Source organism: Elusimicrobiota bacterium (assembly GCA_026388095.1).
GTDB lineage: Bacteria > Elusimicrobiota > Elusimicrobia > UBA1565 > UBA9628 > UBA9628.
In genome coordinates, this window is the sequence record JAPLKL010000020.1 from 1 (window position 1) to 26,377 (window position 26,377).

Annotated in this window: 37 protein-coding genes; all 37 read left to right on the forward strand. The window is 66.5% G+C overall.

Features of this window, described 5'->3' with window-relative positions:
• Positions 1 to 217: DUF4116 domain-containing protein (locus NTY77_05500; protein MCX5794928.1), on the forward strand; the 217-nt coding region annotated here is incomplete at its 5' end.
• 58 nt (positions 218 to 275) lie between these two features.
• A complete protein-coding gene (locus NTY77_05505) occupies positions 276 to 473 on the forward strand; it encodes a hypothetical protein (GenBank protein MCX5794929.1) in 198 nt (65 codons plus the stop codon).
• Positions 470 to 892, forward strand: a complete 423-nt coding sequence (locus NTY77_05510; protein MCX5794930.1) for an ASCH domain-containing protein — start codon at positions 470 to 472, stop codon at positions 890 to 892. The genes NTY77_05505 and NTY77_05510 overlap by 4 nt, the downstream gene beginning before the upstream one ends.
• Before the next feature lie 215 nt (positions 893 to 1,107).
• The gene (locus NTY77_05515) at positions 1,108 to 1,242 is read left to right on the forward strand and encodes a hypothetical protein (protein ID MCX5794931.1); all 135 of its coding nucleotides are present in this window, start codon (positions 1,108 to 1,110) and stop codon (positions 1,240 to 1,242) included.
• 2 nt (positions 1,243 to 1,244) lie between these two features.
• Positions 1,245 to 1,442 (forward strand): hypothetical protein, encoded by a 198-nt coding sequence (locus NTY77_05520; GenBank protein ID MCX5794932.1) that lies wholly within the window; start codon positions 1,245 to 1,247, stop codon positions 1,440 to 1,442.
• 86 nt (positions 1,443 to 1,528) lie between these two features.
• Positions 1,529 to 1,768 (forward strand): hypothetical protein, encoded by a 240-nt coding sequence (locus NTY77_05525; protein MCX5794933.1) that lies wholly within the window; start codon positions 1,529 to 1,531, stop codon positions 1,766 to 1,768.
• The gene (locus NTY77_05530) at positions 1,768 to 2,232 is read left to right on the forward strand and encodes a VRR-NUC domain-containing protein (protein MCX5794934.1); all 465 of its coding nucleotides are present in this window, start codon (positions 1,768 to 1,770) and stop codon (positions 2,230 to 2,232) included. Before NTY77_05525 ends, NTY77_05530 begins: the two co-directional genes overlap by 1 nt.
• Before the next feature lie 19 nt (positions 2,233 to 2,251).
• Complete coding sequence (locus NTY77_05535) at positions 2,252 to 4,909, forward strand: bifunctional DNA primase/polymerase (GenBank protein ID MCX5794935.1); 2,658 nt, start codon at positions 2,252 to 2,254, stop codon at positions 4,907 to 4,909.
• 307 nt (positions 4,910 to 5,216) lie between these two features.
• A complete protein-coding gene (locus NTY77_05540; GenBank protein ID MCX5794936.1) occupies positions 5,217 to 6,866 on the forward strand; it encodes a ParB/RepB/Spo0J family partition protein in 1,650 nt (549 codons plus the stop codon).
• A 3-nt stretch (positions 6,867 to 6,869) separates the two neighbouring features.
• Positions 6,870 to 7,463 (forward strand): hypothetical protein, encoded by a 594-nt coding sequence (locus NTY77_05545; protein MCX5794937.1) that lies wholly within the window; start codon positions 6,870 to 6,872, stop codon positions 7,461 to 7,463.
• An 84-nt stretch (positions 7,464 to 7,547) separates the two neighbouring features.
• Complete coding sequence (locus NTY77_05550) at positions 7,548 to 7,916, forward strand: Rrf2 family transcriptional regulator (protein ID MCX5794938.1); 369 nt, start codon at positions 7,548 to 7,550, stop codon at positions 7,914 to 7,916.
• Positions 7,913 to 8,074, forward strand: a complete 162-nt coding sequence (locus NTY77_05555; GenBank protein MCX5794939.1) for a hypothetical protein — start codon at positions 7,913 to 7,915, stop codon at positions 8,072 to 8,074. The genes NTY77_05550 and NTY77_05555 overlap by 4 nt, the downstream gene beginning before the upstream one ends.
• A gap of 2 nt (positions 8,075 to 8,076) precedes the next feature.
• Positions 8,077 to 8,322, forward strand: coding sequence for a hypothetical protein (locus NTY77_05560; protein MCX5794940.1), 246 nt, complete (start codon positions 8,077 to 8,079; stop codon positions 8,320 to 8,322).
• Positions 8,323 to 8,580: 258 nt separating this feature from the next.
• Positions 8,581 to 9,138: a helix-turn-helix domain containing protein gene (locus NTY77_05565; GenBank protein ID MCX5794941.1), complete on the forward strand. Its 558-nt coding sequence runs from the start codon at positions 8,581 to 8,583 to the stop codon at positions 9,136 to 9,138.
• A 29-nt stretch (positions 9,139 to 9,167) separates the two neighbouring features.
• Positions 9,168 to 10,652: a hypothetical protein gene (locus tag NTY77_05570; GenBank protein MCX5794942.1), complete on the forward strand. Its 1,485-nt coding sequence runs from the start codon at positions 9,168 to 9,170 to the stop codon at positions 10,650 to 10,652.
• A gap of 4 nt (positions 10,653 to 10,656) precedes the next feature.
• The gene (locus tag NTY77_05575; protein ID MCX5794943.1) at positions 10,657 to 12,147 is read left to right on the forward strand and encodes a DUF1073 domain-containing protein; all 1,491 of its coding nucleotides are present in this window, start codon (positions 10,657 to 10,659) and stop codon (positions 12,145 to 12,147) included.
• Positions 12,080 to 12,361: a hypothetical protein gene (locus NTY77_05580; GenBank protein ID MCX5794944.1), complete on the forward strand. Its 282-nt coding sequence runs from the start codon at positions 12,080 to 12,082 to the stop codon at positions 12,359 to 12,361. The genes NTY77_05575 and NTY77_05580 overlap by 68 nt, the downstream gene beginning before the upstream one ends.
• The gene (locus tag NTY77_05585) at positions 12,361 to 12,513 is read left to right on the forward strand and encodes a hypothetical protein (protein MCX5794945.1); all 153 of its coding nucleotides are present in this window, start codon (positions 12,361 to 12,363) and stop codon (positions 12,511 to 12,513) included. The genes NTY77_05580 and NTY77_05585 overlap by 1 nt, the downstream gene beginning before the upstream one ends.
• Positions 12,510 to 12,878 (forward strand): hypothetical protein, encoded by a 369-nt coding sequence (locus NTY77_05590; protein MCX5794946.1) that lies wholly within the window; start codon positions 12,510 to 12,512, stop codon positions 12,876 to 12,878. Before NTY77_05585 ends, NTY77_05590 begins: the two co-directional genes overlap by 4 nt.
• Positions 12,875 to 13,891 carry a minor capsid protein gene (locus NTY77_05595; GenBank protein ID MCX5794947.1) on the forward strand — a complete coding sequence of 339 codons (1,017 nt, stop codon included), beginning with the start codon at positions 12,875 to 12,877 and terminating at the stop codon, positions 13,889 to 13,891. Before NTY77_05590 ends, NTY77_05595 begins: the two co-directional genes overlap by 4 nt.
• 327 nt (positions 13,892 to 14,218) lie before the next feature.
• The gene (locus NTY77_05600) at positions 14,219 to 15,301 is read left to right on the forward strand and encodes a DUF2213 domain-containing protein (protein MCX5794948.1); all 1,083 of its coding nucleotides are present in this window, start codon (positions 14,219 to 14,221) and stop codon (positions 15,299 to 15,301) included.
• A 55-nt stretch (positions 15,302 to 15,356) separates the two neighbouring features.
• A complete protein-coding gene (locus tag NTY77_05605) occupies positions 15,357 to 15,803 on the forward strand; it encodes a hypothetical protein (protein ID MCX5794949.1) in 447 nt (148 codons plus the stop codon).
• Positions 15,804 to 15,840: 37 nt separating this feature from the next.
• Entirely contained in the window at positions 15,841 to 16,926 is a 1,086-nt protein-coding gene (locus NTY77_05610) for a DUF2184 domain-containing protein (protein MCX5794950.1), read from the forward strand.
• A 100-nt stretch (positions 16,927 to 17,026) separates the two neighbouring features.
• Positions 17,027 to 17,377: a hypothetical protein gene (locus tag NTY77_05615; protein ID MCX5794951.1), complete on the forward strand. Its 351-nt coding sequence runs from the start codon at positions 17,027 to 17,029 to the stop codon at positions 17,375 to 17,377.
• A gap of 18 nt (positions 17,378 to 17,395) precedes the next feature.
• The gene (locus NTY77_05620) at positions 17,396 to 17,887 is read left to right on the forward strand and encodes a hypothetical protein (GenBank protein ID MCX5794952.1); all 492 of its coding nucleotides are present in this window, start codon (positions 17,396 to 17,398) and stop codon (positions 17,885 to 17,887) included.
• The gene (locus NTY77_05625) at positions 17,877 to 18,422 is read left to right on the forward strand and encodes a hypothetical protein (protein ID MCX5794953.1); all 546 of its coding nucleotides are present in this window, start codon (positions 17,877 to 17,879) and stop codon (positions 18,420 to 18,422) included. Before NTY77_05620 ends, NTY77_05625 begins: the two co-directional genes overlap by 11 nt.
• A complete protein-coding gene (locus NTY77_05630; GenBank protein ID MCX5794954.1) occupies positions 18,422 to 18,760 on the forward strand; it encodes a hypothetical protein in 339 nt (112 codons plus the stop codon). Before NTY77_05625 ends, NTY77_05630 begins: the two co-directional genes overlap by 1 nt.
• The gene (locus NTY77_05635) at positions 18,757 to 19,332 is read left to right on the forward strand and encodes a hypothetical protein (protein MCX5794955.1); all 576 of its coding nucleotides are present in this window, start codon (positions 18,757 to 18,759) and stop codon (positions 19,330 to 19,332) included. Before NTY77_05630 ends, NTY77_05635 begins: the two co-directional genes overlap by 4 nt.
• Positions 19,329 to 20,774 carry a DUF3383 family protein gene (locus NTY77_05640; GenBank protein MCX5794956.1) on the forward strand — a complete coding sequence of 482 codons (1,446 nt, stop codon included), beginning with the start codon at positions 19,329 to 19,331 and terminating at the stop codon, positions 20,772 to 20,774. The genes NTY77_05635 and NTY77_05640 overlap by 4 nt, the downstream gene beginning before the upstream one ends.
• A gap of 15 nt (positions 20,775 to 20,789) precedes the next feature.
• Positions 20,790 to 21,245 (forward strand): hypothetical protein, encoded by a 456-nt coding sequence (locus NTY77_05645; GenBank protein MCX5794957.1) that lies wholly within the window; start codon positions 20,790 to 20,792, stop codon positions 21,243 to 21,245.
• Between the two features lie 24 nt (positions 21,246 to 21,269).
• Positions 21,270 to 21,761 carry a hypothetical protein gene (locus NTY77_05650; GenBank protein MCX5794958.1) on the forward strand — a complete coding sequence of 164 codons (492 nt, stop codon included), beginning with the start codon at positions 21,270 to 21,272 and terminating at the stop codon, positions 21,759 to 21,761.
• A gap of 178 nt (positions 21,762 to 21,939) precedes the next feature.
• On the forward strand, positions 21,940 to 23,109 hold the full coding sequence (locus tag NTY77_05655; protein ID MCX5794959.1) for a hypothetical protein: 1,170 nt from the start codon (positions 21,940 to 21,942) through the stop codon (positions 23,107 to 23,109).
• Positions 23,096 to 23,869 (forward strand): hypothetical protein, encoded by a 774-nt coding sequence (locus NTY77_05660; protein MCX5794960.1) that lies wholly within the window; start codon positions 23,096 to 23,098, stop codon positions 23,867 to 23,869. Before NTY77_05655 ends, NTY77_05660 begins: the two co-directional genes overlap by 14 nt.
• Complete coding sequence (locus NTY77_05665) at positions 23,866 to 24,231, forward strand: hypothetical protein (protein ID MCX5794961.1); 366 nt, start codon at positions 23,866 to 23,868, stop codon at positions 24,229 to 24,231. Before NTY77_05660 ends, NTY77_05665 begins: the two co-directional genes overlap by 4 nt.
• A complete protein-coding gene (locus NTY77_05670; protein ID MCX5794962.1) occupies positions 24,228 to 25,148 on the forward strand; it encodes a hypothetical protein in 921 nt (306 codons plus the stop codon). The genes NTY77_05665 and NTY77_05670 overlap by 4 nt, the downstream gene beginning before the upstream one ends.
• A gap of 1 nt (position 25,149) precedes the next feature.
• Complete coding sequence (locus tag NTY77_05675; GenBank protein MCX5794963.1) at positions 25,150 to 25,926, forward strand: Gp138 family membrane-puncturing spike protein; 777 nt, start codon at positions 25,150 to 25,152, stop codon at positions 25,924 to 25,926.
• Positions 25,923 to 26,288, forward strand: a complete 366-nt coding sequence (locus tag NTY77_05680; GenBank protein MCX5794964.1) for a hypothetical protein — start codon at positions 25,923 to 25,925, stop codon at positions 26,286 to 26,288. The genes NTY77_05675 and NTY77_05680 overlap by 4 nt, the downstream gene beginning before the upstream one ends.
• The last annotated feature ends 89 nt before the right edge of the window (positions 26,289 to 26,377 follow it).

The following is a 26,377-nucleotide window of genomic DNA, read 5'->3' on the forward strand; positions in this document are numbered from 1 at the left end:
GACGGCCGAGGTCTGCCTGGAGGCCGTGCGCCAGGACGGCGACGCGCTCATGTACGTGAAGGAGCAGACGGCCGAGGTCTGCCTGGAGGCCGTGCGCCAGGACGGCGACGCGCTCAGGTACGTGAAGGAGCAGACGGCCGAGGTCTGCCTGGAGGCCGTGCGCCAGGACGGCGACGCGCTCAGGTACGTGAAGGAGGAACTCATCACCGGCGCCTGAGCGCCAGTGATGCCCGCGAGCCCGGGCGCGGAGGTAGACCCGGGCTGGGAGAGAGACCATGAAGAAGTCGGAATTGTTCATCAGGGTGGGGGATCGCGTCGGCTACAAGAGCACCCTGGCTGACAGCGAGTTCCAGCACGTGGCGAAGGTCCGCGACATCTGGCCCAACGGGATCCCGAGCTGCCAGAGGCCCATGCTGCTCCTGGAGGGCAAGTCCGGTTGCGTGCTGGCCAACCATTGCACAAAAATACCATGAAAGCCATCAGCCTCAAGCAGCCTTGGGCCGTCTGGGTAGTCCGCGGTCGTTGGGTAATCAAGAACGGGAAGGCCCTAGAGCGCAAGGATATCGAGACCCGCACGTGGAGCACCAAGTACCGCGGCCCGCTGCTCATCTGTGCCAGCAAGAGCATCGACTACGCGGCGATGGAGTTCTACGACCACTCCGACTCGTGCGCCGTTTCGGAGCAGTTCAAGATTGAGACGGGCGTGGCCGTGGGAATCGCCGACCTGGTCAACTGCCGACCGATGACCCCGGAGGACGAGCAGCGCGCCATGTGCGCCTGCGAGGCGGGGCGTTTTGCCTGGGACCTGAAAGACATCCGAGCCATCAATCCATTCCCGGTTCGGGGGGCCCTTGGTCTCTTCGAGGTCGCCATGACTGAGGACGCGCGGTGAGCCCCTGCACCCCGTGGCGCAGCGCCGACGGTAAGTCCGGAGGGTTCCTGTGCAGCCGCGGCGGCCAGGGGAGTACCTGCAAATACTGCAGCCGGCCCTGGCAAGACCTGCGACGCGCCAATCTGCGGGCAGTGCTCGACGCACACCGACCCGGACCGCGACGTGTGCCGCATCCACGTGATCCGCGGTGATGTCGAATACGTGGAGGCCGAGCCATGCTCAAAACCGACATTGTGACCGTAATCTACCCGCCGGCTCCGGACCGCGGACCGCTGCCGCCGTGGGAGTGGGCCGCGGCAGTGGTGAACCTGTCCCGGATATTCGGCGGACGCTGGCCGAGCAAGAACTAACCATGCCCCAGATCCTGACCCGCCCGACGCGCCGGCACTCGGCCGCCTGCTCGGCAGTCACCCGGCTCGTCGTCGAGGAATATTACCTAGAGAATCCCGACCCATGCGTGCTCGGCGGCTACGTCAGGCTGCTCCGAGACATCCGCCGGATCTGCCCGGGCTGCAGGGCAAAGCGCGAGATGGCGAGGAGCCACCGGTGAGGACCTGGACCGCAGAGTGGGCAAACCCGTACACGGATCCGCCGTGCGGGCTCCCGCGCATGGTGCTTTCTGTCGTGTCCGACACCATGACCGCGCCTAAAGAGATCCAGGATAAGATCGAAGAACTCGGCGGTCCAGGATCAGGCTGGAGCCTGGTCTGCAGCGTAGAAGGGAAGCACCGGCCTCCGTGGAGCCTGGCACGCAAGCAGTCCTACCGGCGCAGGCGGCTCGAACTGCGCATGAAGCAGAAGTTCCCGCTGCTAGCCGCGGAACTGGTGACCAGCGAGATAGCGGCCAGGCCGGGTTATTTCGGGACGGTGCGCTGATGGGATCCCAGGAGACCCCCCTAGTCCAGCTCATCCGGCTGCGCATCGGCGCTGCCGGCGGCGTCAGGGTCTTCCGCAACAACGTCGGGACCGGATGGGTGGGGGAGGTCGCTGCGCACGACCGAGACCGGATTGTCCTGCTCAACCCGAGGCCGCTGCAGGCTGGCCTCTGCAAGGGATCCCCGGACCTGGTTGGCTGGATGACCGTGACCATCACCCCCGAGATGGTGGGACTGAGGATTGCCCAGTTCGTCGGCCTCGAGGCGAAGGGCCCCACGGCTCGCGTGCGCCCCGAGCAGCAGAACTTCATCGACCACATGCTCGCCGCCGGCGGTCGCGGCGGCATCGTATATTCCCCGGAGCAGGCCCACGTTCTTCTTTTTGGGACAACCCGAAGCACACCAATCTCAAAGGACAACCATCTTGACGACCCCTCTACCGACACCGACCCCGAACGATTCTGAGACTCCACCGGCCGAGCACGTGAACGACGTGTTCACCTGGGCCAAGCGCTACCTCGAGCTCGGCCTGCGGCCATTCCCCATCGCCTTCCGGTCCAAGGTCCCCATCAAGGACTTCCCTCTCAAGCGCTACCAGACCCAGGCCCCAACCGTGGGCGACCTGGCCCAGTGGTTCTGCGGCGAGCGGCGCAACATCGGGCTGCTGATGGGCCGCGGGACCATGGCGGTCGACCTGGACGGCCCGGGAGCCGAGGAGGCCCTGCTGAGCGTCGGCGTGGATATCCCGCAGTTCGCTCCCCGCAGCAAGACGGCCAACGGCTACCACGCCCTGCTGGCCTGCCCTCCGGACATCGGAGACTCGACCGCCCTTCTGAAGTCGAAAGAGATGAAGCCGGACGGGAAGGGCGGCGAGAAGCCTGTCTGGCAGGTGGACATCCGCGGCGTAGGCTACATCGTGGCGCCGCCCTCCGTCCATAAGGACACCGGGTCCCTCTACGAGTGGCAGGTTCAGCCCTGCGAGCTTGGGGAGCTCCCTACAGCCCCCCAGAAGCTCATCGACCTCATACACGCTTTCCATGCCATCTCCAGGACCCCCGCCGGCGGCCCAGGATCTCCCGCAGGGTCCCGCGCGGCCGCGGCGCCGGCCGACGCCCCAACCTGGCTCACGGTGGCCCTGGCGGGCGTTTCTGAGGGATCCCGGGACGATACCTGCACGCGCCTGGCCGGCTACTTCCTGGGCCGAGGCATGCCCGCGGACGTAGTCAGGGCCACCCTGGTGCTCTGGGCCGGCCGCTGCCGGCCGCCCTTCCCGGACGACCAGGTCGACAAGTGCCTCCGCAGCGTCCAGGCCCGAGACGCGGTCCACGGCCGTCACGAGACCAGGTCAAGCCAGGTCCCCGCCGGCGCCCCGGACCCCAGCGACCCGCCCACCCCGCCCGCGGCCCGGGCCGCCTACGGCGGGATCCCGGCGCCCTTCCAGGTCCTGGGCTACAACCAGGGCTGCTACTACTACCTGCCCATCGGAGCCCGGCAGGTGGTGGAGCTGCGCGCGAAGGAGCACACCCCGCTCAACCTGTACGCCCTGGCGCCCCTGCAGTACTGGGAGCGCGCCTACCCGGGCGACGCGAAGCCCCACTTCGACTGGGCGGCCAACCGCCTCATGCGGCAGGCGGAGGAGGCCGGCGTCTACGACGCCGACCGCATCCGCGGCCGCGGCGCCTGGTGGGACGACGAGACCGACTCGGCCGTGTTGCACCTCGGCGACCGCATCGTCCGCTCGGCCGGCGGGCAGAGCCAGGTCATCCCGATACAGGACGTCCGTCCCGGGCGCTACATCTACGAGGCCGGCGCGGCAATGGACGTGCGCCCGGGCACCCCGCTCTGCGCGGACCACGCGCGGCGCTTGGTGGAACTCCTGGAGGGCGTCTCCTGGGAGAAGCCCATCAACAGCCGCCTGCTGGCCGGCTGGATCGCCCTGGCCCCGGTCTGCGGGGCGCTGCGCTGGCGGCCGCACCTCTGGGTCACCGGGTCGGCCTGCTCGGGGAAGACCTGGGTGGTCAACGAGGTGGCCAGGTCCATCATCGGCGACATCAGCCTGCGCGCTAGCTCAAACACGAGCGAGGCCGGGATCCGGCAGACGCTGCGCAGCGACGCGCGGCCGGTGCTCTTCGACGAGATCGAGGGGGAGAACCAGCAGGCGCAGCAGCAGATCCAGAACGTGCTCTCCCTGGCCCGGCAGTCGTCGAGCGACACGGACGCCCGCATCCTCAAGGGCACGACCGGCGGCACCGCCCAGGCCTACCGCATCCGCAGCAGCTTTCTGTTCTCGTCGATCGGCGTCATGCTGCAGCAGCACGCCGACGTCAGCCGCGTCACGGTCCTGACCATCAACAAGGACCTCGATGAGGGCCACGAGGACCGCTTCAAGCGCCTCGTCGCCCTGCGCAACGAGGTCGTCACCCGCGAGTTCGTAGACGGCCTGCACGCCCGCGTCATCCGCATGATCCCCGTCATCCGGCAGAACGCGGAGACCTTCGCCTCGGCCGGCTCGGTGCAGCTCGGCAGCCGGCGCATGGGCGACCAGCTCGGCGCGCTCCTCGGCGCGGCCTACGCCCTCTACTCGGACGAACCCATCACCCCGGATGCCGCGGCCGCCTGGCTCGCGAAGCAGGACTGGACCGAGCACAAGGCCGACCACGACGCCCCGGACGAGCAGCGATGCCTGAGCCGCATTCTGGAGCACGTGGTGCGCGTGCCGGCCCACCCCGCCGCGGTCGACCGCACCCTGGCGGAGCTCATCTCGCTGGCGCTGCACCGGACGCAGGACGACAACGGGATCTCCGGCTCGGACGCGGAAGCGACGCTCAACCGATACGGCATCCGGACGCTGGACGGAGAGTGCCGCTTCATCGTGGCGGTCAGCCACGGGGCCCTGGAGCGCATCCTGGCCGGCACCCCATGGTCGCGGGGCTGGGCGCGGCTGCTGCGCCGGATCTCGGGGTCGGTCGCGTCCGACCAACCCTACCGCTTCGCGGGCGTCCGGAGCCGTGGGGTGGTGCTGGAGTGGCATGACGACAAATCGGACACGAATTTCCCTTTTGGTGACAACGCCGATGAAAAACCGTGCCGTGCCGAAAACCGTGCCGCTTTCCGTGCCACGGATTCCGAAACGCTGATATGAACAATTCGCAAAATGGCACGGTTGGCACGGTCCTGGGGAGGCATACGCATGTGCGCGCGCATGTGTATATATACTCGGGCGCGCGCATGGGGCTTTCCCTCAAAAAAACCGTGCCACCGTGCCATTTTATCTATTTATCTAGGAAAAACAATAACAAACAGGCGGCACGGTTAGCGGCACGGTGTGGCACGGTTGGCACGGTCCACTCTCCCGCCCGAGTAGGTTTATTATCGCACTATTATTATCGCGCGAATTCACACGCGAGTGTCGCGTGTGGGCGCGCGTATGACGGACCAAGGAGGAGTGCATGAACAAGGGAGCAGTCGTAGACAAGCCGAAGATCCAGCCGGCGCCGCCGCCGGTGCTGAAATTCGCGGGGGACCTGCCCGTCGCGCAGATCCGGACCAACGGTAACCCGCGCAAGGTGTTCGACCCGAAGGGCCTCCAGGAGCTCGCGGCCGACATCAAGGAGAACACGGTCATGAGCCCGCTGATCGTCCAGTTGGTCGGCAAGGAGCACGTGCTCTGGGCCGGAGAGCGCAGGCTCAGGGCCGCGAAGCTCGTGGGGCTGGCCACAGTCCCGGTCCGCGCCTACGAGATGACCGACATCCGGGCTAGGGCCATGCAGGCATCGGAGAACCTGCAGCGCGAGGACCTCAACCCGATCGAGGAGGCGCAGGGGTACAAGAACCTGCTCGACGCGGGTGACTACACCGTCGACACGCTGGCCGATAAGGCCCACAAGTCGGCTGTGACCGTGTCCCGGTCCCTGCGGCTGCTGGAGTTGCCCAAGGAGATCCAGGAGGCCATCGCAAAGGGCACCCTGTCCGCCGCTCACGGGCACCAGATCCTGCGCGTCCCCAAGGACAAGCTGGCGAAGATCGTCAAGATGGCCCTCGCGTCGAAGACCGAGTATGCGCACGGCCGAACGGATGACGGCGAGTTCGACAACCGAGAGGTCGAGATCGGGCTGCCGACCGTGAAGGAGCTGCAGCTGGCGATCAACAACGAGGTCGGAACGCGCCTGGCCGTCGCGCAGTTCTGCACGGACAAGACCTACGCCAGCGCCGTGGCCTGCACGGCCTGCGTCTACAACGACGCGACCCAGGCCATGCTGTTCGACGAAGCCAGCGAGCACCGCTGCCTTAACCGCGCCTGCTACGACAAGAAGACTGAGCAGTTCTACCTCGACCTGCAGGCCGAGGGCAAGAGGAAGTGGCCGGCCCTCGACTTCGTCGGCCGCGGCAAGCAGCACAACTACAACAAGCGCTCGGTCGAGGGCCTCCCCGGCAACGCCATGGTCTCGGCCGAGGAGCAGTCCCACGCCGTCATCAAGAAGCTCCTGGAGAAGCGGCCGCGAACGCTCGGCTACGCCGTAGTGCTGCCGCGGGAGAACAACTACAACTCATACGGCAACTCCAAGCGCTGGGACAAGGCGCGCCTCATCCTGGTGGTCAAGGACCCGTCCCTCATCGGCGGGACGATGACGGACAAGATCGTCGACCACACCGGGCCCAGGAAGGCCTCCCCCGGCGGCGGGGCCGCGGGCAGCTCGCAGGGCTCAGCGCCCAAGCCCGCTGACCCGAAGGCGCAGTTCGTCGCTGAGTACGTGAAGAAGGCCGTCTGCGCCGCGGTGGCGGAGAAGGGCAAAGGGCTCAAGACCACGCTCGCGGACTGGCGCGAGCTCGCCGACCGGGCCGTCCAGGACCTGGACGAGGACATCGTGGAGGGCGTGATGAAGGGCGTCGAGGTGAGCGAGGCTAACGAGGACGAAGCCCACACCCTGGTGCTGCTCCACATCCGCATCGGGTGGAACGGCAACGACGCCAAATACAAGAAGCTCGGCGTCAACGTCGACGGCGTCAGGTCGAAGTCTAAGGCCGAGGCGCTCAAGAAGTGGGGCGAGCAGCAGGCCAAGAAGCCGGTCACCCCACCTGCCGCGAAGGGAGGAAAGTAACCCATGAAACGCGGAGTCAAGAAGGGAGACGAGTCGGGGGCCAGCACCAGGCCCTCGGCGATGCAGGAGGCCATCCAGGCGGTAGTCGCGTCCGCGCTGGCCGGCGTGGCGGAGATCATCAAGGGCATCCGCTCCGACATGGACGACGTTAGGAAAACCTCCGAGGCGCTGGCCAAGAAGGTGGAAGCCTACGGCGTGGAGCTGCTCGAGCTGGAGGGCAAGAGCAGCACGCTGGAAAAGGTCCTGAAACTGTCCGAGGACCTGGACAAGTTCAAGGCCAGCCTCCCGGCCGAGGTCGACCGCATCATGAGCGCCGAGCTGTCCACGCCCATGACCTGCACGCTCAAGCTGGCGGACCTGCTGCCGGCGAGGCGGGCCGAGGGACCTGCTGCCGGCGAGGCGGGCAAGAAGCCCACCAAGCGGAAGCCTGCCGTGCGTAAGGCCGCGGCGTCAGGCAACCGCTCGGGCAAATACCAGAAGCGCCCGCCCTGCCCCACCTGCCAGAAGGCCATGGAGGTCAAGGACTACGGAGCGCCCAAGCGCGAGTACGTCTGCAGGCACTGCAAGGTGCCGGAGCCGGCGGCGACACCCGCCTGACCACCGACTCGCCCGCGGGCTGCCAGCACGGGGCCCGCGGCGCGGATGGTGATGTCCTATAAAACTATCACGAGGAGGAACAGCATGAGGAACATGATCGCGATAACGCTGGCGGCCGAGCTCGGGATGAAGGCCCTGCTCAAGATGCCGAGCGGGGACGTCGTGCGCTGCGACGAGGTGGCGCGCCTGGTGCCCTGCTCGCCCGCGCACATGTCGAAGATCCTGCAGCGCCTGGCCAAGCACAGCATCATCACCCCGGTCCGCGGCCCAAAGGGCGGCTACCGGCTGGCCAGGCCAGTCGGCGACATCACGGTGACGCAGGTCATCGAGGCCGTGGACGGCCGCCTAGACGCCGCGCCGGAGGGCCGCGAGCTCGACCCGGTATCCAGGCTGCTCGGCCGGATGCACAACCGGGCGGTGCAGGACCTCAACGTGAGGCTGGCGGACCTGTGAGCCGGCGCTGCGAGGCGTGGTGCCCGCCGAGCACGTACACCCAGTTGCGGCCGTGCTCCAAGCACACGAACCTGCGGCGCGTGGGCCGGCTGCTTCTGTGCCCGCACCACCGGGCGATGGCGGAGGCCGGGCGCAGGGTCAGGACCAGGGGGAGCTGAGCATGTGCAGGCGCGCCAAGCATCGCATCATCCCTATCCACATCCGCCTGCAGGTCCTGGCCGACTACAACCAGCTGGTGGAGATGGGCGCAGAGACGAAGTACTCCATTCTGGGTCTGCAGAAGTTGTGGAAGGTGAAGCTGGGCACGCGCCATTATCCGTTCTCGCGGAGGACTTTCTTCCGCTGGGCGCGGGACCTCAATGTTGATCTATTGTCGTCGAAGGTGACACTGGATGACACCAGATAAAGCTGGACAGGAACGGGAGTCGCGTTTAAAATACCAGCACATGCGCACCTCCAGCCGCGGCAACGCGGCAATGATGACGAACCCGCAGCAAGAGCCCCGACCGGGCTGCACCCCCGGCCGGGGCCGCTCTTATGTGAAACCACAAGCGGGCGCACCGGCCTCGGCGCAGACAGGCGACGGGTGCGCTCCAGTTCTGGCGTCCTGCCCGGCTCCCCAACCAACCAAGATGAGTGCGAGCGCGCGGAGCAGGCGCCCCCTATGAGCAGGACCAGGCTGGGACGCCGGCAAGCGGCGCGGCAGCGCGCCGGAAAGCCCATAGACCTCACGCCCCTCATGCGCTTCCAGGTGAAACTACTGGCGAGCTGGGGCCACACCCAGGCCGAGATCGCCGCGGCGCTGCAGATCTCCCAGCCAACCCTGGAGCGCCGGCTCAAGGATGAGTTCCGCGAGGGCGCGGCCAAGAGCAGCTCGGACATCGAGTACAACCTCAAGCGGATCGCCCGGGATATCAGCGGCACCTACCCCATCGCCGACTCCCTGCGGGCGATCATCTTCTACTGCAAGACCAAGCTCGGCTACCGGGAGACGCAGCACGTCATCCACGGCTTCGACCCGGTCATCGTCACGCAGTTCGTCAGCCAGGTGGCCAACGTCATCAAGCGTCTCATTCCGGAGTGCTGCCCGCACTGCAAGACCAACCTCGGGCTGCGCCCCGTCCTGGGGTCCACGCTCATCGAGATGTCCGAGAAGCTCAAGCAGCAGCTGCCGGCTCCGGAGAACGTGCCCATGCCGGCGCCGTCCCAGGACCCAGGGTGATGCTTGCGACCGCCGCGCTTCCGCCCGCTATGATCGAGCCGGCACCGCAGAACCGCCACGAGCTCGCCAACCTGCTCGCGCAGATGGGGAAGGACCTCCTGCTGGAGAGCACGATCGAGAAGCGCGCCGAGGCGGCCAAGGCGGCGGCCGCGCGCAAGGACATCCTGGCCTGGGGCGCCCTCACCATGCCGGAGAAGTTCTTCATGCCCTTCTGCCATGAGCTCCACGACTACTTCGTGGATATCCGCCACGCCGAGGCGTCCAGCACGGAGGCCCCGCGCGGGCACTCCAAGACCACGATCAAGTGCACGCTCATCCCGATGTTCCAGGCGCTCGAGGAGCCCGAGTCCTACGATTACTACCTCAACGTGCAGGCCACCGGGGCCAAGGCCGTCGCCGTCAACACCGCCATCAAGTCCGAGCTGGAGGAGAACGAGCTGCTGCGCTACATGTACGGCGAGCAGGTCGGCGACAAGAAGTGGACCGACCAGATCTTCGTCACGCGCGGCGGGATCGTCTTCCAGGCCCTGGGAGCCGGCCAGAGCATCCGCGGCACGCAGTACCGCAACCGCCGGCCCAAGTACATCGTCATCGACGACCTATACGACGAGGAGGACCTGGAGAACCCGGAGGGCGTGGAGCGCAAGAACCGATGGTTCTGGGGCTCGCTCTACCCGGCGCGCGCGAAGGGCATGGACACCGCCTTCCACCTGCAGGGCACGCCCATCAGCGACCGTGACGTGCTCTGGCAGATGTCCAAGCTGCCCGGCGTCCTCTACCGGCAGTTCGCCGCCCTCAAGCCGGACGGCACCCCCCTCTGGCCGGAGCTCAACTCCAAGGAGTCGCTGGCGAAGGACCGCATCTTCATGGGTTCCATCGCCTTCGACCGAGAGCTGCAGATGACGCGCCGGGACGAGACCGCGGCGATCGTCAAGGCCTCCTGGCTCAAGGACTGGGAGTTGGACCCGGCCAAGGTGGTGTTCGACAAGAACCAGGTCCTCGACCGCGCGCTGCTCTGCTGCGACCCCTCCATCGGCAAGAAGCTCACCAACGACCCCACCGCGATCGCGATGATGTTCCGAATCGTGCCGGCGGGCATGGCCCCTTGGTGGTTCATCGACGCCCTGGGCAACGAGTTACTCAGCCTCAACAAGCGCGTGGCCAAGATCCGGGAGTTCGCTGCGGCCCAGCCCGAGTGGGTCCGCGAGAAGCTCCGCATCCGGGTGGAGGCCATCGCCGGCTTCATGGACTTCCCCGAGGCTCTGCGCAGCGACCCGGTCTGCGCCAACTACCCGATCGAGGAGATCGACCACGTCCCGGATAAGATCTCCAACCTGACCGGCAAGTCCGTCCACTTCGAGAACGGCAAGGTGAGGATCAGCACGCGCATCCGGCAGGACCTGCGCACCCTGGCCTTCGACCAGCTTACGACCAACTACCCGAGCCACGACGACGTCCGGGACGCCATCCTCCTGGGGCTCGACAAGAAGAACCCCTCTGGAATGTGGAGCTGAGACCATGAGCCGACCCCCGAACCGAAAGCAACTCATCGCCCGCAACGAGACCCTGCGCTCCGACGTGGCCCTGCTGCAGAACGCCCTGGAGACCAAGCGCGAGAACCTGGAGCTGCAGGCCAGCCTGACGCGCCTGCAGGCGCACAACGGGCTCAGCGACCTGGCCAACATGGCCCGGGTCGAGATGTCGAACCTGACGTCGTTCAACCCCATGTTCCAGAACACGATCTTCGCGCCCATCACCATCAACTACACGGAACTTGGCAACCTCTACGCATCGAGCGGCCTCATCCGCGCCGCCATCAGCGGGCCCGTGGACGACGCCTTCAAGAAAGGGCTCAACGTTTCCAGCGGGGAGGCGGGCAAGGACGTCAAGGACCTGACGGACCGCATGGAGGAGGACGGAGCGATCTCCCGGATCAAGCAGGCCTCCAAGTGGACGCGCCTCTTCGGCGGCGGGGCACTGGTCATGAACTGCCCGGACGGCAAGGGCGGGCACCTGGTGCCCCTGGACGTCGACCGCGTCAAGAAGGGCGCGGACTTCAGGATGTACGCGGCCAACCGCTGGGAGCTTGGGGGGACGCAGCGTGTCCCGATCGAAGGGTACTTCACCTACCGGGGCGTCAAGATGGACCCCAGCCGGGTGCTGACGATCTGCGGCGAGGAGGCCCCCTGGCCGCGCTGCAACCTCTACCAGGGCTGGGGCATGAGCGAGGTGGAGCACATGATCCCCTCGCTCAACACGTTCCTGCGCAACATGAACGTGATCTACGAGCTGCTGGAGGATGCCAAGATCGACGTCTACCTGCTCGAAGGCCTCGCCGCGCAGATCGTGAGCCCGGACGGCCAGGCCAGGACCTTCCGGCGCCTGCAGAACATGAACGCGCTGAAGAACTACAACCGCGCCGTGGTCCTCGACAAGAACGATTCCTTCGAGCAGAAGCAGGTCACCTTCTCCGGCCTGGCGGAGATGGTGCGCGAGAACCGCATCCAGCTCTGCTGCGACTTGCGCCAGCCGATGAGCAAGCTCTTCGGCACCACGGCCGGGGGCTCCGGCCTGGCCAACTCCGGGCAGGACGACCTGGAGAACTACAACGCCATGGTGGTCTCCTCGGTGCGCGAGCCGCTGCGGCCGGCCTGCCGGCAGGTGCTGAACATGTACGCCCAGGTCGTCTGGGGCGCGCGGCTCGAACTCGCCTTCGACTACTACCCGCTGCGCGAGATGAGCGCGCTGGACGAGGAGACAGTCAAGGACCGCAAGAACACGCGCCTGCAGGGATGGTACGACCGCCGCGTCGTGGACAGCCACGAGGTTGGCCAGGCCATCGCGAAGGACCAGCTGCTTTCCGTGGCGACCAAGGCTGAGAAGGGCGAGCTCGACCCCTTCCCCGCCGGCGCCGAGCTCATGGACCAACAGGGAGGAACCGATGGAGAAGGACAGGGAGAAGCCGACGCCGGCCGCTCCGGAGGCCGACGCGACGACGTGCAGGACTGACGTAACGGAGCAGCCGGTCGACCCGGACGTCCTCGCCGTCTCGGTGCAGTACAACCAGCGCACCGGCCAGATGGATATCCAGGCCAGCACGCGCGAGCAGCTCGGCCTGCTGAAGATGCTGGCCAAGGCCGGGGCGTTCATCGCGCACGGCGGGCTGAGTCCCAAGAAGGCGCCGGCTCCCGGGCTGGTCCTGCCGGGAGGGCACAAGGCGTGATGCTGCTGCACTTCCTGGAGGGCTACGCCTGCGGGACCCTGACGGTCATCATCTACGGCGCGCTGTGGCTGGACTGTCGCCGGCGCACCGAGACCGATCCGCGGGAGACGCTAGGCCGCGGAATCTTCGAGCCAGGGCCCGGCCCGCAATGAGGGAGTCCTACCAGGTCGTTAAGCGCACCAAGGCTGAGCGGCGGGTGCGTAGACTCGCCGGCCTCATAAATCGTCGGGCTTTCAACAGGGCCCTCCAGCTGCACGCCAAGGGGGACGCTGAATCGCAGGGGCATCGGAAAGTCCGCTACTATCCGTCGCGTAAGGAGAAGCGCGCCGGGCAGACCTGTCAGAAAAAATTGAAGGATGCTCTCCACCTGGCAGGCTATTACTTCATGCTAGACCATAGAAGCAGGGCTTTCGTCAGCGATGAGAATATCGCCGGGCTAAAAATGGTTTATGCTGACGTCCTGCGCCATTCCATTCCAATCCGGAAAAACACATTAACGGTGGCGCTCGAACCATGAAAACACTCCCCGGCCAGGTCCTGCGCCCAGAGGACTTTCGCGACGTGGAGCGGCAGTTGTTGGCGATCTTCAAGCGGGTCGTCTTCGACCCGATAGTGGACATCGTCTGCAAGACCGTCCCGGTCAACCGCCGGCAGTTGCTGGCCAACGCCGCGGCCGAGGACGCCCTGACCGCCGCGCTGCGCTCCGGGCGCGTCATGTACGCGGACGGCGTGTTCTGCGGATCGTTCAACGCCGAGATCGCGGTGGCCCTGCGCAAGGGACTGGGCGCGGACTTCGACCGCCGGCGCCAGGTCTACCGCCTGGACCCCGCCGCGGTGCCCACCTGGGCCAAGATCGCGGCCGCGGACTACCGGGCCCGGTCCGAAGCCATGCACCAGCAACTGGTGACCAAGCTGGACGAGATACAAGCCCAGTTGGCGGCCTACACGGACCGGGAGCGAGTGGACGCCCGGCTCACCGTGGACCGCGTCGACGCCGGCTGGAAGCAGGCGGCCAAGAAGCTGGAGTTGATGCCGGACCTCACCGCGGAGTCGCGCGCCAAGATGGCCGAGGAGTACTCGGCCAACATGGAGCTCTGGGTCAACGATTTCACCCAAAAGATGATCGTGCAACTGCGCGGCGACGTGCAGTCCAACGCGCTGCAAGGATACCGCTCGGACGCTCTGGTGGAACTCATCCGCCGTCGCTACCGGGTCACGGCGCGCAAGGCCGAGTTCCTGGCGGAGCAGGAGACGCGGCTGTTCATGTCGCGGTTCCGCGAACGGCGCGCGGCCGACATCGGCAGCGGGCGCTACGTGTGGCGGACGTCGAAGGACGCGCGGGTGCGCCACGACCACCGGGCGCTGGACGGGACGGTGCAATTCTACGCTCACCCGCCCATCGTGGACGTCCACACGGGCCGGCGCGGGAACCCGGGCAGCGACTACGGATGCCGGTGCATCGACGAGACGGTGATCGAGGACGCGCGGTCCGGGGTCAGGGCTCCCGCGCGCTCCGGAGTCGCAGCGTGACCCTCATGGTGCGACCGAGCACAGCTATCCGAGACGAGAAGATACTGGCGATGTGGGTGAAGGGCGTCCCGCCCAAGCAGATATGCCGGCGTCTGAATCTGACGAATCAGTGGATGGTCTACCACGCGCTCCGACGGAGAAAGCGAAGTTGCCAAATTATGCCAAATTCTGCACTTCCCCAAAGACCATCCCCCTGATAGACTGATAGTGCTTAGGCCGCGGCCATGAAACCATGGACCGCTTCAACCAGCTCTGCGGCCTAAGCAATCGCGGACCATTCCCCTGCGCGGAGCGCGCGGGGGAATCTCTTTTCAGGCGGCGGGCGTGATGAGCAAGCTCCTCATCGCTGAGCCCACCAAGGACGCCGTCTCCCGCCTGCTCGCCTCCCCTGCCGCCCAGAGACTCCCCGCCGGCCACCGGATCGCCCTGAACGACGGCGCGACCTGGCCGCGGCGCATCGAGGGGAAGATCCTGGAGCCCGGCCTGGTCCACTACGCCGATTGGGACAACCCGCTCACCAAGAGCAAGGGCGCCACGGTCCTGCTCACCAAGGCGGTCATCGACGCCATGCGCGCGACCGCCGAGGGCAAGCCGATCGTGGACGCTCCGCACGCCGAGGCCGACCCCGACTGGTTCAAGCAGGGCAAGGCCGACGGGATCGCCACGCGGGCGTTCTTCAACCCCGACTCGGCCTGGGAGACGCTGGAGGGCCTGGTCTGGGACGAGGAGACGCTCCGGCACTGCCGCGAGGGCTATGAGTTTTCCTGCGGCTACTACATCGACGACATCGACTGGACGCCAGGCCTGCACCACCAGCTGCCCTACGACGGCGTCATCAAGCGCACCGAGTACAACCACTTCATCGTCACGCCGAACCCGCGCTACAAGGGCGCGACCATACAAGTCCTCAACTCCCTGGAGAAACCGAAAATGAACCCGCTCATCAAGGCCGTGCTCAACTGCCTGCCGCGCGCGGAAGTGAAGATGTTCCTCAACGAGGCCGAGACTGAGGACGCCAAGAAGGCCAAGGAGAAGGACGAGGCCGACAAGCTGGCGGCCAAGAACGCCGAGGAGACCGCGGCCAAAGAGAAGAAGGCGAAGGAAGACAAGGAGGCCGCGGACAAGAAGAAGGCCGAGAACGACGCGGCCGCCGCGCTGGTCGCCAAGAACGCGGCCGATGCCGCCGCCGCGGAGACCGCCCGCATCGCCGCGAAGAACGCTTCGGACGAAGCCGCCCGCGTGCAGGCCGAGAACGCCGCGAAGGTCGCGGCCGACAAGGCCGCCGCGGACGCCGCGGCCAAGGAAGCCTTCAACGCGCTGGAGAGGGCGCGGCAGACGCAGCAGCTCCCGGAGTTCGCCATGCCGCTCTCCCGGGAAGACCGCCTCAAGCTCGGGAAGGAACGCTATTAGCCGCACAGCCGGACCCCTGGCCTAGCCCGGGCATCTTAACGCAAGGAGTCGAACAATGCTCAACCTCAATCAGCAGGCCCTGGCTCCGGTCTTGGGTCAGTTGGACCTCAACATCCCGAACCGCGGGCTGGTCATCTCCGGACAGATCAGCCAGAACCAGGCCACGGCCCTCAAGGCCGGCGCGTTCGTCAAGCGCGACCCCGCGCAGGTCGGCGGCCTCCCGCAGTACCTGGAGGCCAGCGCCTCCGAGGACTCCGAGGGCGCCCTGCTCGGGACCTCGAAGGAGGACACCTTCGCCAAGGGCGAGCCGGTGTCCGTCGGTTCCGTGGGCAGCATCGTCTACCTGACGGCCAAGACCACCCTGGCCCCGCAGGCCAAGGTGGAGTGCAACGCGGACGGCAGCATGCAAGCCGTCGACACCGGCAAGCAGCGCGGCATCACGTTCGACCCGGGGGTCGCGGGAGAGCTCTTCCGCGTCCTCATCACCAACCCGGTCGCCTAGCGTTTCGAGCGACCTTAAGCAAGGAGACATAGAAAACATGTTCACCCGCAAGATGCTCGAAAACGCCGTGGCCGCCATCAAGGCCAATCCCATCCAGTACCAGCCCGGGCTGCAGATCGCCTTCAACGCCAACGGGGACGTGGACCCCGCGTCCACGGGCTTCAAGTTCCAGACCCAGACCACGACCCTCATCCGGGCCAAGGTCATGGAGCAGAAGTTCATGAAGATCAAGCCCTCCGAGTTCATGGGCGTCAACGTCGGCGAGGGCGCGTGGATGGGCGAGATCAAGACCAACCGCGTCTTCACGGTCGCCGGAGACTTCGAGTCCGCGATCGTGGGCACGGCCGAGGGCGCGATCGGCATCCCGCAGGTCGGCGCGAAGACCGCCCCCGTCTCCGTCGCGATCGCGACGGTCAACGTGGGCTACGAGTACACCATCCCCGAGGTCAACCAGGCGATGGCGTCCCTCAACTGGGACCCGGTCGAGAGCAAGATCAAGGGCACCAAGGAGTTCTGGGATCTCGGCATCCAGAAGATCGCCTTCCTGGGCCGCCTAAGCGACCCGGACAACTTCGAGGGGCTGCTCACCAGCTCGGACGTCAACGTGGTCTCCGACTTCATGCCCTGCATGATCAAGGACATGACGACCACGCAGCTGCAGACCCTGGTCTCCTCCATCCTGGCGCTGTTCTACGAGAACAGCAACAGGACCGCGCAGCCCGGCAACAACGCCATGGCCAACACCCTGGCGATCCCCATGGAGGACTGGCTCGGCCTCGACCGGCCGTGGTCCAAGGACTTCCCAAACATCTCCATCCGGGAGTACCTGGAGAAGGCCTTCAAGATGGCCACCCTCGACCAGAGCTTCAAGATCATCGGGCTGCCCTACTGCGATCAGGCAGTCAACGCGGGCTACGTCAGCGTGGCCGGCGCGAACCGCTACATCCTCTACCGCAACGACGGGGAGACGGTCAGCATGAACATCCCGGTGGACCTGATGATCCTCGCCCCCAACACGGGCGACAACTACAAGTTCAACGGCGTGGCGGTGGGGCAGTTCTCGGGCTCCAAGTTCTACCGCCCGGCGCAGGCGCTGTACCTGGACTACGTCCCGGCGGCCTGACCCCGGGATCCGTGAAGCGACCCCGGCCGCGGGGTGGGGCGACCTGCCCCGCGGCTCGGAGATTTAGAAGCACCATACCGTGAGCAGCAGGGAGATGACCATGGCTGAAGTGCAAGTCCTCAACGCGGGCCGCAGGGAGTACCGGACGTCCAAGGGCAGGCTCCTCCCGGGAAAGATACACCTGCTCTCCGGAGCCGAGGCCGCGAAGATGCTCAGCTACAAGGACCTCAAAGACGTGGCCAAGATGGGCCCGGCGGCGAAGGGACTGAAGGAGATCGCGGCCGAGAACGAGCAGCTGAAGAAGCAGGTCAAGAGCCTGCAGGACCAGCTGGCCGGCAAGGCCCCGGATCCGGAGCACGCCCCCGCGGGCCCGGCGAAGTCCCCGAAGGCCCCCGCGGGCCCGGCGAAGTCCCCGAAGGCCCCCGCGGGCCCGGCGAAGAAGGACAAGTAGCCTCCTGACCGGAGCGCCATGCCCACGCCGCCCGCCACCGCCGCGGACTTCAAGGACCGGTTCGACCGGGACTTCCACTACGGTCCAGGCCTGGACAAGGTCCGCGACAAGGACATCGCCCTGGCGATGAGTCAAGCGGTGCCGGGCTTCTGGCCGGACACGGAGATGTTCTTCCTCTTGACCGCCTTCTACTTGCGGCGGAACCTCGACAACGTGGGCGGTTTGGGGTCCGCCGGCGGCGGCATGGCGAACAAGGGCGGGGGCCTGGGCCCGCTCAACACGCAGTCGGTCGGCCCCGTCTCCCTGGCGCGCGAGGCGCTCCCCGCGCGGATCCGGGAGTCGGCGTCCCTCCAGTACCTGATGTGCAATCAGTACGGCATCGCCTACCTGGCCGCGGTCGCCCCCTACATGGTGGGCGTCGGCGGCGTCGTGGCCGGCGAGCAGGACCCGGGCGTGGGGATGCCCGGGCTGCCCAACGTGCTCACCACCCCGAACGCCGATGAGCGTTAAGAAGCCCAGGATGTACGGAGACCTCAGCCAGCTGGACAGCCTGGCCGCGTCCCTGAATGCCCTGCGCGGCCGCTACCGCATCCGGGTGGGCATCTTCGGGGACAAGAACAGCCGGAAGAAGGGCGCCCTGACCAACGCGGAAATCGGCGCCGTCCACGAGTACGGCTCGGTGGAGCGGAAGATACCGCAGCGGTCCTTCTTGAAGACCCCGCTGATCATGAAGGGCGAGGAGTTCATCGGCCGCGAGATCCGGGAGAAGCACCTCAAGGACCTCATGTACCGCGACGTGGTGGGGTTCTGCAAGCGCCTGGGCAAGGCGGCCGAGAACGTGGTGGACGCGGCCTTCCAGACCGGCTGCTGGGGCTTCTGGCCCCAGCTGAAGTACCGTACGCTCCTGGGCAAGCTCAGGGGCAGCCTGGAGCGGCGCCGGCAGATGGCGGCCGAGCAGATCGAAGAGGGCGCCAGTCACGCCAGCATCCTCATCCAGAGCGCGCAGCTGCGCCGAGCGATCGCGTCCAAGGTGGTGGGGGTCTGATGCCGCTGCCCGACATGAGCCCCGCGCTGGCCGGCCTCACGGACCAGGCCACCTTCAAGGTCACCGGCAAGGTGGCTCAGGACCACGTCTCGGTGGAGACCGAGAGCGACCCCGTCCCCTTCCAGGGCGCGATGTTCCCGATGAAGCCCCAGCAGGTCGAGTACAAGCCCGAGGGGCAGCGCAGTTGGCGCTGGGAGGTCCTGGTGAGCTCGACCAGGCTCAAGGTCGACTACATCGTCACGGACGATGAGGGCGTGCAGTTCCGGGTGGCAGCCTTCGCCAACTGGCGTAAGGCGGGCTTCTACCAGTACGACCTGCACGAGTGGCCCGCGATATGAAGACCACGCCCCCCATGCCGGCCACGACGTCCGCCAAGGAGCCCATCAAGGTGGTGGGCGACGTACTGCAGGCCGAGCTCGAGCTCGCGGCCGGCCAGGTCATGATCGGCGACGAGAAGTGGGACATCCCGGCAGCGCAGGGGCTCTACGTCGCGCTGCGCTACGTAACCCCTGGGCGCATCTTGGGGACGTCCAATTATTTTGACCCAGCGACGAACCAGGAGATCCAGGAAGTCTCCATGCAGCACGCCATATCCGTCGACGTGATGAGCTACGACGACAGCGCCCGGGTCCGCAAGGAAGAGGTCGTCATGGCCCTGGGCTCACAGGCCGCCGAGCTGGCCATGGTGGAGAACCGCATCAAGATCGCCCGACAGCCGTCCGCCCTCGTGGACGTTTCGGACGTCGAGCCCTCGGGCCGGCTCAAGCGTTACACGACCACCGTGATGGTCAACGCCCTGCACCGCAAGGTCAAGGCGGGCGCATTCATCGACAAGTACCCCAACGGCACGCCGTTCACGACGCCGGCGCCGTCGCCGCTGATCACAACCCCGGAGGTCACCCAATCATGAGCAGCTCTCCCGCCGTCGGCGTCTCCCTCGCCAACGTCATCTCCATCTCCGTGTCGGCCACGCCGACCGGCCTGGGCATCCCCAACGTCAACACCATCCTGCTAGCCTCCAAGGAGGCCCGGCCCGCCGGCTGGGCGCAGAGCAAGGTGTTCGGGATATACAAGGACGCGGCCGCCGTCGCCGCGGATTGCGGCTCGGAGTCCGAGGCCGCCGCCATCGCCGATGCCGTCTTCGCGCAGAACCCCAACATGCTGCTGACCAACGGGTACCTGGTCATAGCGCCGCGCATCGCCGCCGTGGCCGCCAAGAAGACGATCCAGGACATCCTCTACACGGCGATCGTAGCCGAAGAGGACGGCGACGACATCACCATCGCCTACACGACCGGGGCCACTCACGGGGCCGAGGTCGTCTCCGTGGCCGGCAGCGCGGTGAGCGTCCAGATCGCGTCCGGGGTGAGCACCGCCACCGAGGTCCTGGCCGCGCTGACCGCCTACAACGTGGCCCATCCCACTGCCCTGCTGCCGGTGTCCTTCAGCATCACCGGCACGGCGGGGACCGCCCAGGTCGCGGTGTCGGCCACCCACCTGGCCGGCGGCGTCGACATAGAGAGCATTGCGGACTGCATCGCCCGCATCGCGCCGAAGGTCTTCTTCTTCGGCATCCTCATCGACGAAGAGGTCGTCGACCTGGCGGGCCTGTCCACCTACGTGCAGACCCTGGACAAGGTCCTCGCCTACGCCTCCAGCGACGTCTCCGAGCTGGACCCCGGAGAGGCCCTGGACCTGCTGCGCACCGCGCTCAAGACCAACACCCGCGGCCTCTACTACGGCATGACGGCGAAACCTTGGATTTTCGCGGCCGCCTACCTCGGCCGCGCGCTGTCCGCGGACTTCGACGGCGGCCAGGTCGGGACCATGAACCTCAAGCAACTGGTCGGCATCGACCCCGACACCACCATCGACGACACCGTGCTCCTGGCGGCCAAGACCGCGGGCGTGGACGTCTACCCCTACGTGCAGGGCGTCCAGGAGGTCCTCACGAGCGGAGCCAACGCTTACTGGGACCAGGTCTACTGCCGCTACTGGCTGAAGTTCGCGCTGCAGGTGGCGGGGTTCAACTACCTGGCCGGCACCCTGTTCAAGATCCCGCAGACGGAGAGCGGAATGGACGGGATGAAGGACGCCTACCGCCAGGTGCTGGTCAAGGCCCTCGCCAACGGCTACGCCGCCCCCGGGAGCTGGCAGAGCTCCACGACCTTCGGGAGCCCTGTGGACCTGCGGCGCTGCGTGGCAGAGATCGGCTACTACGTCTACAGCACGCCGGTGGCGCTGCAGAGCTCCACGGACCGCGCGGACCGCAAGGCCCCGCTGGTCCAGATCGCCCTGAAGGAAGCCGGCGCCATCCACTCGGCCGCCGTCGCCGTCATCGTCAACCCCTAACGGAGGAGCAACACTATGGGCGACACACTCGTCGGCAGTGAATCCCTGGTCCTCAACGGCCACGTCTTCCACGACTTCGCGGACGGCAAGTTCGTGGAGGTCAAGTTCCCCAACGACCAGGTGCAGGCTAAGGCCTCGAAGAACGGAAACACGCTCTTCGCCAAGGACGAGAAGGGGCGCCTGGCCGACCTCACGATCCGCGTGCAGGTCGGTTCCGCGGACGACATCTGGCTCAACAGCCAGAAGTCCTCTTGCTTCTCCGACCTGCCCGGGTTCATCCTCATGCAGGGCTCCTACAACAAGCGCGTGGGCGACGGCAAGGGCAGCATCAAGACCATCATCTACCAGCTGCAGGCCGGCATCTTCAAGAAGGAGATCGAGGGGGAGAGCAGCGCGGAGGGCGACGTGGAGCAGGGCGTGGCCGTCTACCCCATGCAGTTCGCCAACGTCACCAGCCGGTCGATCCAGTAAGCCGCGGGGCAGGGAGGAGGGGAGATGGGGAGCAAGACGTTCACGCTGAAGTCCGGCGCGGTCCTGGTCGTAAACCCCGCGCCGTTCGCCGACGCCTCGGCACTGTTCAAGGCTGTGCTGCGCTCCTGCAAGGGCTCGGAGATCCCGGCCGAGCTCGCCAAGGTCGACTTCGCGGATCTGGCCAAGGACCCGGGCAGCCTGGCCGACCACAGCGGCGTCATCGGCCAGCTGGTCAACACGGTCCTTGGCGTGGCGACGTCTGACGAGGTGGAGGCCGGCCTGTTTCAGTGCGCCGCACGCGCGGCCTACACGCCGGCCGAGCAGAAGGCGGACCTGGCGCTGAAGGTCGCGCCGGCGCTGTTCGACGACGAGAAGTTCGGGGAGGCGGCCCGCGAGGACATGTTCGCCATCTGGGCGCGGATCCTGGAGGTCAACTGCCTCCCTTTCTTGCGACAGACCTTTTCGCGGTTGTCGGAGCGCCGCGCGACAGGCTCAAGCGGCCAAAAACCGTCATAAAGGCAGACGAGGCCACCTGTGTGGCCTGTCGGTTGGCGAAGTCGGGCTACTGGGGCGGTGACCCGGGGGCCGTGAAGCGGGCCCCGGTGGACGAGGTGATGGAAACCGTGCAGTACGAGGCCTTCACGGTGGAACTGGAGAGGGCCGCGATCGAGCTGAACAGGGAGGGCGGGAAGAAGTGAAGATCGGGGAATTGTTCGTCGAGCTGGGGATCACCGGCGACTCCGTCTCCCTGCGCGACTTCATCGGCAAGATGGGGGACCTCAAGGCCTCCACCATCGGTGAGCTCGCGGCGCTGACCTCCCTCGGCGCCGGCTTCATGGCCATGGCCGGCGAGTTTTCCAACGCGGCGGTGGGCTTCAAGCTCTTCGAGGGCACCACGGGCCTGGCCGCGGACGAGCTGCAGCGCTGGCAGCGCGTGGCCGACCAGGCCGGCAGCAGCGGCCAGGCCGTCCTATCCTCCGTGAGCAACCTGCAGGCGGGCCTGGCGCGCTTCCAGCTTGGCGACCAGAGCATCTTCAAGCCCTTCATGCTGCTGGGCATCGACCCGACGGGAATGGACGCGATCAAGCTGCTGCCCGTCCTGCGCAAGAAGTTCAGGACCCTGGCCCCGGCGCTGCAGAAGGAGATCGCGGGCATGCTGGGCATCGACCCGTCCCTGCTGCTGGTCTTCAACAAGACCGACGCGGAGTTCAGGAAGCTCCTGGCGTCGTACCAGGGGATGAACGCCGAGCAGCGCAAGCTGGGCATGGATATGCACGAGTCGATGAGCGCCTTTCAGGGTGCGCTGCTGCAGGTCAAGCGCAGCCTGGTCGAGTCGTTCGGGCCCGACTACGCAAAGATGCTGAAGGCCTCCGCGGAGTGGCTCAAGACCAACGAGGCCCAGGTCTGGGCGCTGCGCCTGGCCTTCGCGGCCATCGCCATCGCCGTCATACCGCTGGTGTTTTCCTTCGGCGCCCTGGCTGCTGCTGCGCTGGCCATCGGTTGGGCCGTGGAGAAGCTCTACGAGTACTACAAGAAGGGCGTGTTCAAGGAGATCGGCCAGGGGCTGAAGTCGTTCTGGGGCGAGGACGCCGACACGAAGATCAAGCAGATCGGCAGCGCGATGGACATAATGAACAGGGGATCGCTGAATCGCCCGAACGTGTTCGGCTCTCTCGGGATACCGCCGCTGTCGCCCACCCTGGCGATGGCTAGCGCTGGCGGGCCCGGCAACACCAAGATCGACGCTCCCGTCACCATCCACGCCGAGGGCGGCGACGGCCACGACATCAAGAACGCCCTGGAGTCCTGGTGGGGCAACCTGATGCACAAGACTCACCTGGAGCGCAACAATGGCCATCGGTGAGTCCAGCGCTCCCGCACAGAGCATCCCCGCCTACGGCGGCGACTACGCCAACTACGTCGCCGCGTCCAAGTTCTTCGCCGTGGCCAAGGACCACGAGATCAACGGCTTCGTCTTCGACTACGAGGGCCAGAGCGAGCTCGACAGCCAGGCCGACATCACGGACCACCCGACCGAGGAGAACACCCCGATCCAGGACCACATCGCGATCAAGCCCCTGCGGATAACCCTGCACGGCTTCCAGGGGGAGCTCTCCAACTCCGGGATCCAGAAGGTCATCGGCGAGCTCATCGGGGCCATGCAGAGCGGGATATCGATCGTGCCGCCCTACATCGGTCACTACACGCCGGCGGCGCTGGCCAAGGTCAACGCCGCGCTCTCCAAGGCCGCTAACATCGCCGTGCAGATCAACCAGGCCGTGCAGCGCGCCAACAAGCTCGTCTCCCTGTTCCGCTCCGCGCAGCCTTCCAACCAGGTCAAGGCCTTCATCGCCCTCAAGGGCATGCAGGCCACCAAGCAGGTCTTCGTCATCGGTACCCCGTGGGGATACTTCGACAACATGGCCATCGAGCGCGTGGTCATGATCCAGCCCGAGGACACCAACGACTGGAGCGACATCCGGGTCACGTTCAAGCAGATCACGGTGGCCAAGGCCGCGGTCAAGAGCAAGGCGACCGGGCCCGCGGCCGCGCAGCGGTCATCGAGCGTGAACCAAGGCAACACCAAGGGGACCAGTACTCCAGTGTCGGCGGTGGCCCCGTGAGGAAGATCGACAACGTGTCCAACGACCCGCACCAGGTCATCCAGCTGGTCCTGGACGACGGAACCGTGGCCACGGTCACCCTCGACTACAACCCCATGACGCAGCGGTGGGTCTTCAGCATCGAGCACCCGCGGATTCCGTCTCCGGCCAACGCCATCTACGGCCTGGGGGTTTCCTGCAACCCGAATCTGCTCCGGCAGTGGCGGAGCATCCTGGGCTTCGGCCTGGGCTGCATGACGACGGACAAGGTGGCCGACCCAGTCAACCAGCAGGACTTCGCCAACGGCCGCGCGGCGCTCTACGTCCTGGAGGCCGCGGACGTGGAGCAGGTCGAGCAGACGATCTTCGGAGTAGCGGTATGAAGCTCGGGAGGACCTACGAGATGACGGTGGAGGGCGTGACCGCCAAGCACACGGTCAAGTACCCGATCACGCTGACTATGGGGATAAACCGCCAGATCCTCTCCAGCTCGAGCACGGGGCGCTTCACCCTCTACAACCTCAGCCCGGACCGCCGCAAGGACATCTACCACGACATGTACGACTGCAAGGCCAGCAAAGACCGCCCCATGCAGCTGGTCTACAAGCACGTGGAGCTCAAGGCCGGCTACGAGAGCGACGGGGTGCTGCCCGTGGTCTTCAAGGGGAACATCGCGTCGGCCTTCTCCCACCGTCAGGGCCCGGACTGGCTCACGACCATCGACTGCTGGGACGGCGGCTTCGCCAGGGCCAACGGGGACATCAACATCAGCCGGCCGGCCGGCTACGGCCTCAAGGACTGCCTCAACGACCTGGTGGCGGCCCTGGCGCCGACCGTGGCCAGGGGCATCATCTCGTCCTCCTTCGTCGGCAAGCTGGCCAAGGAGAGGATATTCTCCGGCAACGCCTGGGACGAGTTGCAGGCTTTCATCCGGGATCTGGGGGCCGACCCTAGCCAGCCTAACGACGCCGAGGCCTGGATAGACCTGGAGAAGGTCAACGTGATGCGCCGGACCGATTCCCTGGCCGGCAGCTCCGGACTGCCGGTGATCTCGGCCGAGACCGGGCTGCTCAACACGCCCCGCCGGCAGGCCACGCTCCTGGAGGCGGAGATGGAGTTTGAGCCCCGCGCTACTCTGGGCATGATGGCTGAGCTCCAGAGCAAGGAGACTTACCTCAACGGCGACTACAAGACCATGGGCGTGCGGCACAACGGGATCATCAGCGCCGTGGTAAGCGGCGACCTGACGACGCGGCTGAATCTGTGGGTGGGGGTCAAGAAGTTCAACCCCGTGACCTGATATGCCACCTCCCGAGAAACTGACCCAGACGCCCGGCCTCTGCGAGGTCCTCGACTCCCTGGCTGACGAGGTCCGCTACGGCCTGCGCGTGATGATGCCCGGCGTCGTGCAGAGCTACGACCCGGACAAGCGCACGGCGAAGGTGCAGCCCTGCTTCAAGCGCGTGGGCCCGGACGGGGAGACCAGCTCCTACCCTCTCCTCGTGGACGTCCCGGTGTTCACGCTGCAGGGCGGCGGCGCCGCGGTCTCCTTCCCGATCTCGAAGGACGACGAGTGCGTGGTCATCTTCGCCGACCGCAACCTCGAGGCCTGGGCCAAGAACGGAGGCCAAGCGGCGCCGGCGGACGCCCGCTGCCACCACCTGAGCGACGGGATCGCGCTGGTGGGCCTCAACAGCCAAGCCAACGCCCCCCACCTGGCTCTGGCCGCGGACGAGGCTGGGCTGTCCGACGACAAGGCCGTGGTGGTCGTCAAGGGCGGCAAGGTCAGGGTGGCCAACGACCAGGCGGACCTCCTCACCCTTCTCAGCGACCTGGTCACACAGCTCCAGAACATGGATGCCGGCAACGGTGACAACAGCATCATCAGCCTGCTGGTCCAGCTCGTGACGATCCTCCTGGGCGCCACCACCGTGGGGGGGGACAGCTTCAGCGTGGCGACCAAGGCGCTGCTCACGACCCTCAACGGCAAGCTGGCCACGCTCTCGGCGTCGTCCCTCGCGAGCCTCAACCAGACGGCCACGAACCTCCCGAAGCTGCTCTACACGGCGGCGCCATGATCTTCAGGAACCTGGACGCCGGCGGCGACTGGACATTCGGCAAGGGCCGGAGCAACTACCTCCGCGAAGAGCGAGCCATCGAGATGAACATCCGGACCAGGATCCTCAGCTGGAAGGGGAACTGCTTCTTCGACGTCGACGCCGGCGTGGACTGGCGCCGGCGGCTGGACTTCGGGCAGCTCAAGAACCTGCCCGTCGAGATATCCATCCTCATCCTGCAGTCCTTCGGAGTGGTCGACCCGGGCGACGTGACCGCCACCTTCGACCCGGAGACGCGGAGGATGGCGATGACCTACGCTGGTGTCGAGACGATCTTCGGGGCCAAGTTATCCAACACCCTCGCGCTCGAGGCCGGGAGCTGAGATGCCGGACACACTAGATTTCAACGGGCTGCGGACCAAGACCGTCGCGGAGATCATCAACGATCTCATCAACGGACTTCCGGACGGCA